Source organism: Mycobacterium bohemicum DSM 44277 (genome assembly GCF_001053185.1).
Classification (GTDB): domain Bacteria; phylum Actinomycetota; class Actinomycetes; order Mycobacteriales; family Mycobacteriaceae; genus Mycobacterium; species Mycobacterium bohemicum.
This window is the reverse complement of the sequence record NZ_CSTD01000001.1, coordinates 1,456,827-1,470,109: the sequence shown is the minus strand read 5'-3', so window position 1 is coordinate 1,470,109 and position 13,283 is coordinate 1,456,827. Positions and strand designations below refer to the sequence as shown.

Here is a 13,283-nt window from a genome sequence, read left to right as displayed (position 1 = left end):
CAGTACTGACTCAATTGGAAGGAGAAGCGGCTGCGGCGCAGTCCGGTGTGATGGGATGTCAGCTATGGGCGAGCGGCCGAATCTGCACGCGCTGCGCCGCAACCGGACCCGGGAGGCGCTGCGGCAGGTCGCCCTGAAAAGGTTCGCCAGCGAGGGCTTCGGCAACGTCACGGTGCAACAGCTCGCTCGGGAGGCCGGCGTCACGGAACGCACGTTCTTCCGGCACTTCCCCACCAAGGAAGCCGTGCTGTTCCAGGACTACGACACCGAGGTGGACTGGCTGGCCGAGGCGCTCGCGCGGCGCCCCCGCTCGGAGTCGGTGTTCGAGGCCGTGCTGGCCAGCGTGGACAGCTATCCGCACGACGTCGAGGTGGTCCGGCAGGCGGCGCTGGCCCGCGCCGAACTGATCACCGGTGACCAGATCGCCGCCCACCTGCGGGTGGTCCAATCGTCGTTCGCCGAGGTGCTCACCGATTTCGTCCGACAGCGTTATCCCGACGTGGCAAACATCGAGCTGGTCGCCAAGGTGGCCGGATCCACGCTGGCCGCCGCGCTGATCGTCGGAGTGGAAACCTGGGGGCGCGACGGCTGCACCCAGGATTTGGGGTCTATCACCGCCACCTGTCTGGAGGTGGTGCGGTCGGGGCTCGCCCCGATCGCCTGACGGCCGCCGGTGCCCTAGGTGACCAGGGTGACCGACGTCGACCGGCGCAGCTTGCCCGACGGCGTCTTGGGGATGGTGCCGGGGCCCAGCACCACGACATTGCGCGGCCGCATGTCCACCTCGGCCACCACCTCGTGAGCGACCTGGTGCTCGATGCGGCGCACCTCGACCGGGTCCTGCCAGGCGTTGGACTCGACGGCGACGGCGAATGTCTCGCGTGAGTGGCCGGCGTCCAGGCGCACCGCGACGGCGCAGCCGGGACGCACCCCCTCGACGCGGCACGCGGCCCGCTCGATGTCCGTGGGATAGATGTTGCGGCCCGCCATGATGATGACGTCCTTGACGCGGCCGCACACCACGACGTGGCCCTCCTCGGTCAGGTAGCCGAGGTCGCCGGTGTCGTACCAGCCGTGCTCGTCCTGCGCCGGGATGAAGCCGCCCATGGTGAGGTAGCCGGGCGTCAGCGATTCGCCGCGCAGCTCGATGACGCCGACGCCGCGCGCGGGCATCACGTTGCCGTTCTCGTCGACGATGCGGGCCTCGAGGTCCTTGAGCAGCGGGCCGAGCGTGGCCAGCCGGCGGGTGTTGCCCTTGGTGGCCGGCACGGCCCGGCGCAGCGCGGCCAGCAGGTCGGCGTCCACCTCGTCGACCACCAGGCCCGAGTTGCACTTCGAGAACGACACCGCCAGCGTCGTCTCGGCCATGCCGTAAGCCGGCAGGATCGCCGAGGACCGCAGTCCGAACGGCTTGCCCGCATCCAGCAGGTCCTCGACGTCGGCGGGCTCGACGGGCTCGGCGCCGGACAGCGCGAACCGCAGCGTGGACAGGTCGAAATCGCCGGGCTTGGCGTTGCGGCGCAACCGCTTGGCCAGCAGCGCGTAGGCGAAGTTCGGCGCCGCGGTCATGGTGCCCTTGTACTTGTCGATGAGCTTGGCCCACAGCAGCGTGTCGCGCAGGAAGTCCATCGGGGTGACCTTGACCAGCTCGGCGCCGAAGTACATCGGGATGGTGAGGAAGCCGACCATCCCCATGTCATGGAAGCAGGGCAGCCAGCTGACCATGACGTCCTTGTCGACGTCGTATTCGGCGCCGATGAACATCGCCTCGGCGTTGGAGTAGATGTTGCGGTGGGTGATCTGCACGGCCTTGGGCGATCCGGTGGAACCCGACGTCAGCTGCATCAGCGCCAGGTCGTCCTCGCCGACCTCGATCGGGTCGATCGGGTCGGAGGCCAGGAGGTCGGCGACGGTGAGGACCTTGATGCCCTTCTCCTCCAGCACGGGGATGGCGACCAGGAAGGGCTCGGACACGATGACGGCCTTGGCCTCGATCATGCCGATGACGGTCATGGTGTCCTCGGCCCACACCATCAGGTCGGTGCGCGGCGTCGGCTGGTGCAGCATGGTCAGGCTGGCCCCGCGCATCCACAGCGCCTGCGCTGTCGGGGCGATCTCGACGGGGAAGCCGGCAAGCACGCCGACGGCGTCGCCGAGCTCGATGCCCGCGGCCGCGAGACCGCCGGCGATGCGGCGGGCGCGCTCGTGCACCTCCCCCCACGTGTGGCGAACCGGGGCGTGAGGTTCACCGGTGACCATGCCCGTCGTCGCGGTGCGGGCGTTGCGGTACATCTTCTCGGTAAACCTGCTCACGAAAACCTCCTCGGTTCCGGCATACCAGCCAAGGCCGCAGATCTCATATTCCGCCCGCCCCGTGTCGCCCGGTAGCAGGCGCACGAGCACAGTTGGGCGGCGGTTAGGTCTCGAAGCGGTGATGGGTCGTCGAAACCCCGTCCCATCGCGTCGAACGCGCGAGCAGCGAAAACCGAAGTCGGTCCAATCACACGCCCGCCGGGGCTCCCGGCGGACGACGAAATCGAGGGGTTCTGCTTACCGCTACTCGTCACCGCAGACGATCTTAAACTCCTCTTAAGTAACTGCCAAACTCAGCGGCGTTTTGAGTGCGATTTCACACTTCGGTGGGCGCGGGCACCACGCGCGCCCCCGCCACCGGTCCGGTGGCGACCCGCACCGTGCGGCAGACGCCCGCGCCGGACAGTTCGGTGCCGACGTCGACCGCCGACGCCGCCGAGGCGCACAGGAAGGCACACGTCGGGCCCGAACCCGACACGATGCCCGCCAGGGCGCCCGCCTCCACGCCGGCGCGCAGGGCACGCCGCAGGCCCGGGTGCAGGCTCAGGGCGGCCGCTTGCATCTCGTTGCCCAGCAGGGGCGCCAGCTGCCCGGCGTCGCCCGCACCTCCGACCGCAGCCGCGCCGGCGTGAGCCTCCGGGCCGGCAGCCGGACACCGCACCCCGCCAACTGCACGCGGCGGGCCACTTCGGCCTGGTCGCGCGCGAAGGGCACGACGACCACGGGCACGCCGCGGTCCAGCGCTTTGAGCGTCGTGCCCATACCGCCGTGGGTGATCGCACAGCAGGCCCGGTCGAGGACGGCCGCGTGCGGCACGAATCGGCACACGGTGGCGTTGGCGGGACGCGGCAGGCCCGCCGGGACGCCGGCGGGGAAAGGCGCCACCACGTGGACGTCCTCATCGGCCAACGCCTCCAAGGCGGTTCGGCCCAGGGCGGTGTCGGGTTGCGGTATTGAGGAGGTGTTGACCAGCACCACCGGCCGTTCGATGGCGCCGAGCCAGTCCGGCGGCGGCGCGGTGGTGGGTTCGAACACGCACGCCCCGATGTGGTGCACTAGGTCACCCCAGTCCGGATGCGGGTATTCGAACGGCTCCCCGCCGACCGCGAGCAGCAGCGGCGCGCGCCGCATCAGGTCATCGACGGACGTCACCGGCGTCACGCCGAGCCCGTCGCGAATCGCGTTGACGCGCGGCAACATTGGGCGGTCGAAGAGGTATCGCACGATAGGGCGGACCGCGGCGTCGCGCAGGTCGCCGACGATCCCGGGCAGGGGGCGCATCCCCGGGCCGAAGGGCGGTGCCCCGCGGGACCGCAGGTAGGGGGTGAACGGCGAAAAGACCAGCCACGGAATCGTTCCGGCCTCGGCGGCCGACATGGCGCCCCAGCAGTTCGCATCGACGATGATCGCCTCGGGTTCGACGGCATCGACGGCGTGCCGCAGGTCGTGCACTTCCAGCGCCGCGCGCCGGCACAGCACGTCGAGGGAGAGCTTCAACACCCCCAGCGCGCCGCGGGCCTGCCAATCCCCCCCGGCGATCGCCTCGATCGCCGGGTCGACGGCCTCGGCGTGCAAACCCTGCCCGCGCATCATCGCCACACCGGCGGACATGGTGCGCACGTGCACCTCGTGGCCGCGGCGGTGCAGCTCGCTCAGCAACGCCCCGATCGGCAGCAGATGGCCGAGCTCGGGTGAGCAGTACGCCAAGATCACGGACATGTCGCCGGCCTCACGGGTCGCGGATCAGGTTGACCCCCCGCAGGCTACCGAGATCCGCCACCCCGCATCCGTGCAGGCAGACCGCGAGTTCTTCGATGACCGGCTGCAGGCAATCGACAACCGCGGCGGCGGACTCGATCGCCGCGGCCAGCAGGGGCCGCGCCATCGCCACCACGTCGGCGCCCAGCGCGATCGCCTTGGCCGCGTCCATGCCCGTGCGGATCCCGCCCGACGCCACCAGGGGGACGTCCGGCAACGCCTCGCGCACCTCGACGATCGCCCGCGCGGTGGGGATGCCCCAGTCGGCCAGCTGCGGGTAACGCAATTCCCCGTAGCGCACGAGTTGTTCCACGCGTGACCACGAGGTGCCGCCGGCGCCCGCGACATCGATGCCGGCGACCGGCAATCTGCCGTCGGCGCCCAGCAATTCGGCCACGGCCGTCGCGCCGATCCCGTGGCCCACCTCCTTGAGCAGCACCGGGTAGCCCAGTTCGCCGGCCGCCTCGCGCAACCTGTCCAGGGACCCGGAGAAGTCGGTGTCCCCGTTGTCCTGCATGGCTTCCTGCAACGGATTCGTATGCACCGCAAGGACATTGGCGCCCACCCGATCGAGGGCCTTGGCGATCTCGGGCACCGCCGTCTTGGTCAACTGAGCCAAGCCGATGTTGCCGACCAGCAGGACGTCCGGGGCCACGTCACGAACGCTGAAGCTGACGGCGGCCCGCTCGCCCAGCACACTGTCCAGCATGATCCGCTGCGAACCGAGCATCATGCCGACGCCGAGTTGTTGTGCGGCGGTTGCCAGATTCCGGTTGATCGTGCCGGAGAGCTCCGCGCCACCGGTCATCGCGCCGATGAGCACCGGCGCCCGCAGATCGACACCGAAAAATTCGGTGGACAAATCGATGTCGGCCAGGCTGGTCTGCGTGCACGCGTTGTAGGGCAGCTGATAGCGTTCCAGCCCGGTGCTCACGCCGACATAGTTGACGGGCCCGGTCAGGCAGACGTCGATATGCCGCCGCTTGCGGGTCGTCATCGCGCGCGGGTCGTTGGTCATGCCACCCGTGCCGCCGTCCGCCGGAGAACCCGGGTCGTCTGCATGTCGTCCATAGTGCCTCCTGATGAACAGGCCTCACAGCATTTCAGTTGATTAATGTTTAAGCAACTGAAACAATTGCCGGGTGGTGTGGGAAGGCTTTGCGGCCGCCGTGACGGGCCGGCGTTCGTGGCTCGTGGGGCTGGGCGCCGTGCTGCTGGGCACCGCACTCATGGTGCTCATCGGCGCAAACGCGGCGGCGGGCCAGGCGCCGCTGTCCGTGCCCCCGGCCTCCGACTCCGCCAAGGTCGACGCGATGGCCCGCCAGTTCACCGGAGGCGATACCGCCCCGCTGATCCTGGTGGTCAACCGGGCCGACGGCGATCTGCTCTTCGCGGGTGGCGAGGTCGGCGCGCGGTGCGAACCGCAACCCGCCGTTGCGCTCCCAGGTGCCCTGGTCGAACTGCACACCGCCGTAATACCCGTTGCCGGTGTTGATCGCCCAGTTCCCGCCGGCCTCACAGCCCGCGATGGCGTCCCAGACGGACCCGTTGGTCACCGGGGGCACGTCGGTGCCCGGCTTGGTGCCCACCCGCACCACGGCGTCGTGGGCCGGGGCGATGACCGTGTTCGCGACCGGCAGCCGGCCGGTCTCGACACCGTTGACCTTGAGGACGTCGAACGTCACGTCCTGGGTTCCGGGGCTGCCCGGGTCCTCGACCACCTGCCGGCTCACGTTCATGTCCGGGTCCTCGACGCGATGCGAGGCGGGCGGCAGCGGGATGCGCTCGGTGACACGCTCGATCCGGTTGCGGGTGACCTGGATCTGCATCCCGTCGGCGATCGGGGACGTCGCGCCGGGCGCCACCTGGTCGCTCTCCTGCAGCGGCGCCCCGATCGCGCTGAGCAGCGCGCCGACGTTGGCCGCCGGGAGGTGGACCGTGCGGACGGCGCCGCCGTCGTTGACCAGGACCGTCTTCGCACTCACGACCGGCAGGGCCATGCCCGCCAGGGGCACGCGGCTGGCGCGGGAGGCCGCGGCCGGGGCGGTGTCGGTCATCGCAAGCTGGGCCAGCGCCTCGTCCACGGTGGACGCCGTCGTCCACACCTGCTTGGTGTCGCGGCCGTCCAGCGAGATCTGCAGCGGCCTGCTGCGCCGCAGCACGATGTTGGCGGCGTCGTGCACCTGCACGTCGGCGGCGGGATACAGGTCGTCGCGCTCACCGATGGTGAACCCGTTCTCCTGGACGATGTCGATCACCCGTGACTTCATGGTCGTGACGCGCATCGCGACGCCGTCGACGTTCAAGGTCACCGTCTTGGACACCGACACCGCGAACCCAGCGGCAAAGGCCAGGACTACGAGCAGCCCTCCGACTACGAGACGCAATAACGGTGATGGAGATTGATGAAGTTTTGCTAATACGTTCAAAACGCTTCTACTCCGACCTCAACCAGTTACGAACCACTCAGCAACAAAAATGACAAATGGGCCCGGGGGCCCCCTTACGATCACAAGACGGTAACGAACGGGCCAATGTTGAGCAACTCCGACGCGACTTTCTTACGAGACAGCCTCATTCGGCCGCCAGGCCATAAGCGCGACGGGCATTGCTGGTCGTGACGGCCGCCACTTCCTCCGCGGGGCGATCGACCAGTTCAGCGATCGCGCGCACGGTATACGGCAGGCAGTACGGTTCGTTCGCCGAGCCCCGGTAGGGGTGCGGCGTCAGAAAGGGCGCATCGGTTTCGACCAGCAGTTGCTGCGCCGGTATCAGGGGGACCGCGTCGCGCAGGGCGCGCGCGTTGCGGAAGCTCACCGTCCCGGAGAGGCTGAGCAGCCATCCGGCGTCGATGCAGCGGCGGGCCATTGCGCTGTCCGATGAAAAGCAGTGAAAGATGACGACCTCGGGCGCGCCCTCGGCCTCGAGCACGTCGAGCACCTCGGCGTCGGCCTCCCGGTTGTGGATCATCAGCGGCTTGCCGCATCGCTTGGCCAGATCGATGTGCCAGGCGAAGGCCTCGCGCTGCACTAAAGGCTCGGCGCAGCCGTCGAGGCGCCCGGGCCAGTACAGGTCCAGGCCGGTCTCTCCGACGGCCACCACCCTGGGGAGGGCCGCCAGTCGCTCGATCTCGGCGCGCGCGTCGTCGTCCAGCGCGTCCGCGCGGGTGGGGTGCAACGCCACCGCGGCGTAGACCCGCGGATCCCAGTCGGCGGCCCGGGTAACCCAGCGCGCCGACTCCAGGTCGTCGGCGATGGTGACCACCGCACCCACCCCCACCGCCGCGGCGCGGTCCACGATCGCGCGCACCCCCTCGCCGTCGCGTGCGCCGCACGCGTCGAGGTGGGTGTGGGCGTCGATCAACGGCGCCAACGGCGGCGGGGCGGGCGGCGTCTTGCGTTCACCGGGTCGGCTGGAGCTCACCGCCACACAATAGGGTGGACCCCGAAATGGAGCCCTATTACGTCACCACCGCGATCGCCTATCCCAACGCGGCGCCGCACGTGGGTCACGCGTACGAGTACATCGCCACCGACGCGATCGCCCGGTTCAAGCGGCTCGACGGCTTCGACGTGCGATTCCTGACCGGTACCGACGAGCACGGCCTGAAGGTCGCGCAGGCCGCGACGGCCGCCGGCGTGCCGACCGCGCAACTGGCGCGGCGCAACTCGGACGTCTTCCAGCGGGTCCAGGAGGCGCTGAACATCTCCTTCGACCGGTTCATCCGGACCACCGACCCCGACCATTACGAGGCGTCCAAGGAAATCTGGCGGCGGATGGCGGCGTCGGGCGACATCTACCTGGACAACTACTCGGGGTGGTATTCGGTGCGCGACGAGCGGTTCTTCGTCGAGTCCGAGACCCGGGTCCTCGAGGACGGCACCCGGGTGGCGGTCGAAACCGGGGCCGCGGTGACCTGGACCGAGGAGCAGTCGTACTTCTTCCGGCTGTCGGCCTACGCCGACAGGCTGCTCGCCCATTACGAAGCCAATCCCGTCTTCATCGCACCCGAGGTGCGGCGCAACGAGGTGGTCAGCTTCGTCTCCTCGGGCCTTGCGGACATCTCGATTTCGCGGACCTCGTTCGACTGGGGCGTCCCGGTGCCCGACGACCCCGGCCACGTCATGTACGTGTGGGTCGACGCGCTCACCAACTACCTGACCGGTGCCGGTTTTCCCGATACCGGTTCGGAACTCTTCCGCCGGTACTGGCCCGCCGACTTGCACATGATCGGCAAGGACATCATCAGGTTCCACGCCGTGTACTGGCCGGCGTTTCTGATGTCGGCCGGAATCGAGTTGCCGCGCAAGGTTTTTGCGCACGGTTTCTTGCATCACCGGGGCGAGAAGATGAGCAAGTCGCTGGGCAACGTCGTGGACCCGGTGGAGTTGGCGCAAACGTTTGGTGTGGACCAGGTTCGCTATTTCCTGCTGCGCGAGGTCCCGTTCGGTCAGGACGGCAACTACAGCGAAGAGGCCATCATCACGCGGATCAACACCGACCTGGCCAACGAGCTGGGAAACCTGGCCCAGCGGTCGTTGTCGATGGTGGCCAAGAACCTGGGCGGCGCCGTGCCCGAACCGGGCGAGTTCACGCCCGCCGACACCGAACTGCTGGCGACGGCCGACGGCCTGCTGGGGCGGGTGCGCGCCAGTTTCGACGAGCAGGCGATGCACCTTGCCCTGGAGGCGATCTGGCTGATGCTGGGCGACGCGAACAAATACTTTTCGGCCCAGGAGCCGTGGGTCTTACGCAAGAGCGAGTCCGAGGAGGATCAGGCGCGGTTTCGCACCGTCCTCTACACGACGTGCGAGGCGGTCCGCATCGCGGCGCTGCTGGTTCAGCCGGTGATGCCGGAGTCGGCCGGCAAGCTGCTGGGCCTGCTCGGACAGGCCGAGGATCGACGGGGTTTCACCGCCGTCGGTGACCGGCTGGTTCCCGGCACCCTGCTGCCGCCCCCCACGGGCGTTTTCCCGCGCTACCAGCCGGACGATACCGGCGAGCGAACAACGGCCGGTGGGCCCCAGGGCGGCCCGCGCGGACCCCGCGTCTGACCGTGCCGGGCCGCCGCACCGAAGAAAGCGTCGGGAACACCCCCGGCGATGAGCAATAATCGCCCTGTGGAGCGACGAAAGCGCCAGCACGGCCAATCGCCGATGACTGCATTGAAGGAGCTGCCCGCGTTGGTGGTGCTGGAACGGATTCCCGTTCCCGTGCTCGCCATCGGGCACGACGGCAGCATCCTGTTCACCAACACGGCATTCGCGGAGATGGTCGGCTTCGACGCCGAGGAGGTGATGTCGCTGCGGTTTCAGCAGATCTTCCACCAGGCACCCGACTCCGAGTCCCTGCTATCGGTGGTTCACGCGCTGGCGAACATGGTCGTCGAATTGGCGCACAAGGACGGCTCGGTCGTTCGGGCGTTGATGAGCAAATCGGCGGTCATGCGGGCAGACGACCAGTTCGTCCTCGCGACCTTCCAGGACCTCACCGAACAGTTGTGGCAGGAAGAACGCTGACGCCGCGCGCCCTACTCGGGTTCGGGCGCCACCGCGGCGGGACCGGCCTGCGGCGCCGGCGCGGCGTGGCGCAGCGCCTCGCGCGCTAGGAACTCGCGGAAGTACGGCAGCGACTCGTCGGTTGCGACACCGGCCAGCACGAGCTCCCAGATCTGACGCGGGCGGCCGACCAGGTCCACGATGGCCTGCTCGCCGAGGGGCCCCGCCGGCTCGGTGGCCGACATCGCGTTGGTCAGCAGGCGCGTTCCGAGGACGCCGCCCAGGACCGACTCACTGAGCGCCACCGGATCGAGGTCGGGTCGGACGTCCCCTTCGGCCTTCGCCCGCCGCGCCTCGGCGGCCATCAGGTCGACCAAACTCTCGCAGAAACGCGCCGCCGCTTTGTTGAATCCGGCCAGGGCTGCGGTCAATTGCTCGGCCGCGCGGGCCAGCCTGTCCGAGCTGAACACGTTCGCCAGGGTGAACGTGCCGTGAATCATGTTCTCCAGCGCGGGCGACGACGATCCGCAGACGTTGCGGAAGGCGGTCAGGACGACGTCGGAGCCTTCCTCGATGATGGCGGACGCCAGTGATTCCTTCGAGTCGAAGTGATGGTAGAGGGCGCCCTTGGTCATGCCGGTACGCTCGATGATGGTGTTCCAGCCGGCGGCGGCGTAACCAACGTCACCGAAAACGTCTATCGCGGCGTCCAGAATCCTGCGCCGGGTGGCTTCCGATCGAACCTGGCGTGCCATGTGCTGCACCACCTCCGGATTCGTCCACCTGCTTTGATCCCGGATCTCGGCGTTTCGACGTCCGACCCGGAACTCAGACTAACAGCCGCGGCCACCAAATTCGGTCGGCGCGGGCCGCCGGTTAACCACCCGTCGAGCCGGCCTTGATCGCCAGCGCCGCACGCCGGTGCAGAAATTGGCGGAAGTACTCGACGCGGTCCGGTTGCAGAATGCCGGTCAGCAGCAAGGCCCAGCACCTTTCGAGGTCGAGCAGGAACCGCTCGGGTGCGTCGAGGTTGCTGGTCTGCCGAATACCCATGTGCAGGGACACCATCAGCTGGGCGACGCCCTCGGCATCGCATTGCGCGCCGACATCGCCCTCGGTGATCGCCTGCTCGACGACTTGGGTCACCGCCTGTGTCCAATCGGACAGCACGGTTTCCTGCAGCCCCTCGGCACGGCCGACCGACTCGAGTAGGTTCAGCGCCGCTCTGACGCCGTCGAGCTTGATGTCTTGGACGGCGATCAGATACGAGAAGTCGATGAGGGTCTCCAGGCCCGAAAGGCCCCGACTGAGTAGCTCATTCACGGCGGTGGTACCCGCGGCCGTCTGCTGGTCGATGATGGCCACCGCCAGCGCGTGCTTGGAGCGGAAATGGAAATACATTGCGCCCTTGGTCAGTTCGGCCTGGGCGAGGATGTCATCGAGGCCGACGTCGTGATATGCGCGGCGGGCGAACTGCTGCGCGGCGGCCCGCAGAATGTGACGACGCGTGGTGTCGGCGCGCCCGTCGGTGGTGTGCGGCTTCATCAGAGGCGAGTGCCTCGCTGCGTGCACCACCGCGGCCGGCGGCGAACGACAGGCCTACCGATAACGCGCACCGCCGTGACGCACGCCTCGCGGCCGTGGCCCTCGGCCGAACCCAGCACTTTCACGTTCACAACGCCTTCCTCGAGCAAGGGCGCACTAGGCGGTTTTCCGGTCCTTCAGCGGTCTGGGGCAGCGCTGACGGGCGGTCTCTATTCGGCATTCGGGCCGCTTCCGAGGTTATCAGGGACGCGCCGACGCCAACCGCACGACGCGACCAACATCGCATACTTTGTGCTCTTTTTCCAAGCGTTTTGCATACTAATTATATGATTTTTCTCAGCTTTGATGGCGCGACCGGCAACAACCCCGTGCTCTCCGACCGCGGGGCCGGATAGGCCCTCCACGCTCGCTAGTCGGCGGCCGCCGCACCAACGCGCCGTGGGCCGCCGGCCAGGACTCGCGACGGCCGGCCCGCGGCCGGCACCGAGCGTGGGCTCACGTCGTGGCGCCGCGCGGAATGTCCAGCGTGGCAACGGGGTACAGGCCGGAGCCGTCGCGGCCGTCACGCGCCAGCGCCATCGGCACGTAATTGACGGTGTGCGAAGCGTCCGGCTTGTGCTGTTGCCACTCGACCGACGCGCGCAACGTGTAGTGGCCCGGGGCCAATCCGGTCAGGTCGACATGAACCGATTCCGTCGACGAGGCCGGGACCGGTTCGTCCCGCGAGGGGCTGGAGTCGTCGTGGACCAGCGCCTTGAGGTCCACCGCCGCCGGCAGGCTACGCACCACCGTTCCGGAGAAGTCGACCAGTTTGTAGCCCGGTGACCAGTGCTCGCTCGCCGCGGCGGAGCCGTAATTGGTCCAGGCCACCGAAATGGTCGCGGTCTTGCCGTCCAGGGATTGCGATCCCGGCTGAGCATCAGCCGAATACTGATAGCCGGCCGACGCGTTGGCCTGCGCCCACAGCGAGTACAGCTTGGGGTCCATCGCCGACGTCGCATCCCGGTCGGGAAAGTTGGCGCTCGACGTCATCGACACGTGGTACCTGATGACGTCGTGCAGGGCCTTCTCGTAGTAGGCGCGGGGATCGGTTCCGCTTGGCATTCGGCACCATTCGCTGATCACCAGCGCCGACGTCATGCGCTGCTTGAGGGCATTGACGAGCGAATCGTCGGACTTGACGTAGTGGGAGTCGGCGGATTCCGCCCAGGTCGGCAGCGGTGCTTGCGCGCCAAGGCAATTCGCGCGCAGGCCCACCGGCGCGGACAACTTCTTGGTGACGTCGTCGGCGAGCAGTTCGCGCACGATCTCCGGGTTGTCGGGGGTCACCACCAATTGCGTGTGCGGGAACGCGCCGACGTTGGCCGCGACCAACCGGCGAACGGAGTCGGCGGTGATGCTCTGATCGCCGAATTGGCTGTAGTACCCGAGCTTGGCGACGCTATCGTCCGCCGAGGGCCCCGGCGCCTTCAGGACGTCACGCAGATAGTCGATGTTGTTCTCGCTGGCGTCGCCGTAGCCGGAGAACTCGAAGACGCTCAGCCGCTCGTCGCGGTCATACCGGCGACCGAGCGCGGCGAGCAGATCCGCGAAAGCGCTGAGGTAACCGGGATCGTTCCAATTGGGCACCACCTGCGTGACGCCGGGGGCCGGACCGTTGGTCGGCGCGGGATAGCTGATGGACGCCGGCCGCATCCAGTCGGGGATGGCGATGTTGGTGTTGTCGGGATACGTGTCGCTGCAGCAGGAATTGTAGGCGAGCACCCGAAGGGTCAGGCGCATGTTGCGGTTGCCCACCTTGTTCAGAGCGTCGTCGATCGCGCTGAAGTCGAACTTGCGGTCGTCGGGCGCGTCCGGCGGCAGCGTCCGGGGATCGACGGGCTGCAACTGCCGCCAGGAGATACGCATGCTGGCGTCATACGAAGCCGGCCACGCCGGGTACCGCTGCTGGGCCAGATTCCCTTGCGGGAACAGCGGAATCAGCAGATCTTCGTACTGGCCGCGCAGCGGGTTGGAGATGTCCTGGACGCTGGGCGGTATGGGCGGGCTGACCATCGCCGACAGCGGTCCCGGATTGCTCTTGCCGCCGCACCCGCTGACGAGAGCGACCGCGCACACGACAGTCACGAGCGCTTTCATCCGCACCGAATTCACCGTCGTCACCCGGGC

9 protein-coding genes and 3 pseudogenes are annotated in these 13,283 nt (G+C 68.3%); 3 read left to right on the top strand and 9 right to left on the bottom strand.

The window, feature by feature from the left end:
* Positions 1–55 precede the first annotated feature (55 nt).
* Positions 56–664, top strand: coding sequence for a TetR/AcrR family transcriptional regulator (locus BN971_RS06675; RefSeq protein WP_085181410.1), 609 nt, complete (start codon positions 56–58; stop codon positions 662–664).
* A gap of 14 nt (positions 665–678) precedes the next feature.
* On the opposite strand, the gene BN971_RS06670 is transcribed toward BN971_RS06675, so the two are convergent.
* The 6 genes and pseudogenes from BN971_RS06670 to BN971_RS06645 all read right to left on the bottom strand — a co-directional run bounded on the left by BN971_RS06670 (position 679) and on the right by BN971_RS06645 (position 7,500).
* Complete coding sequence (locus tag BN971_RS06670; RefSeq protein ID WP_085181476.1) at positions 679–2,313, bottom strand: fatty acyl-AMP ligase; 1,635 nt, start codon at positions 2,311–2,313, stop codon at positions 679–681.
* Positions 2,314–2,629: 316 nt separating this feature from the next.
* Positions 2,630–3,022, bottom strand: a pseudogene (locus BN971_RS06665) (4-(cytidine 5'-diphospho)-2-C-methyl-D-erythritol kinase); the annotation flags it as partial.
* A pseudogene (locus tag BN971_RS26590) lies at positions 2,974–3,444 on the bottom strand (glycosyltransferase); the annotation flags it as partial. The pseudogenes BN971_RS06665 and BN971_RS26590, both read right to left, overlap by 49 nt.
* Positions 3,445–4,042: 598 nt before the next feature.
* A complete protein-coding gene (gene fni, locus BN971_RS06655; protein ID WP_085180675.1) occupies positions 4,043–5,089 on the bottom strand; it encodes a type 2 isopentenyl-diphosphate Delta-isomerase in 1,047 nt (348 codons plus the stop codon).
* Positions 5,090–5,411: 322 nt separating this feature from the next.
* Positions 5,412–6,500 (bottom strand): annotated as a pseudogene (locus BN971_RS26265) (resuscitation-promoting factor); the annotation flags it as partial.
* A 145-nt stretch (positions 6,501–6,645) separates the two neighbouring features.
* The gene (locus BN971_RS06645) at positions 6,646–7,500 is read right to left on the bottom strand and encodes a TatD family hydrolase (RefSeq protein ID WP_085181414.1); all 855 of its coding nucleotides are present in this window, start codon (positions 7,498–7,500) and stop codon (positions 6,646–6,648) included.
* Positions 7,501–7,520: 20 nt separating this feature from the next.
* On the opposite strand from BN971_RS06645, the gene metG reads away from it, so the two are divergent.
* Together metG and BN971_RS06635 are read left to right on the top strand one after the other, a co-directional pair.
* Positions 7,521–9,125, top strand: coding sequence for a methionine--tRNA ligase (metG, locus tag BN971_RS06640; RefSeq protein WP_085181477.1), 1,605 nt, complete (start codon positions 7,521–7,523; stop codon positions 9,123–9,125).
* A 102-nt stretch (positions 9,126–9,227) separates the two neighbouring features.
* Positions 9,228–9,590, top strand: coding sequence for a PAS domain S-box protein (locus BN971_RS06635; RefSeq protein ID WP_085181415.1), 363 nt, complete (start codon positions 9,228–9,230; stop codon positions 9,588–9,590).
* Positions 9,591–9,601: 11 nt separating this feature from the next.
* On the opposite strand, the gene BN971_RS06630 is transcribed toward BN971_RS06635, so the two are convergent.
* The 3 genes from BN971_RS06630 to BN971_RS06620 form a co-directional block, all read right to left on the bottom strand.
* Positions 9,602–10,324, bottom strand: coding sequence for a TetR/AcrR family transcriptional regulator (locus tag BN971_RS06630; RefSeq protein WP_085181478.1), 723 nt, complete (start codon positions 10,322–10,324; stop codon positions 9,602–9,604).
* 121 nt (positions 10,325–10,445) lie between these two features.
* Entirely contained in the window at positions 10,446–11,114 is a 669-nt protein-coding gene (locus BN971_RS06625) for a TetR/AcrR family transcriptional regulator (protein ID WP_085181416.1), read from the bottom strand.
* A gap of 495 nt (positions 11,115–11,609) precedes the next feature.
* On the bottom strand, positions 11,610–13,253 hold the full coding sequence (locus tag BN971_RS06620; RefSeq protein ID WP_170322114.1) for a hypothetical protein: 1,644 nt from the start codon (positions 13,251–13,253) through the stop codon (positions 11,610–11,612).
* Positions 13,254–13,283 lie beyond the last annotated feature (30 nt).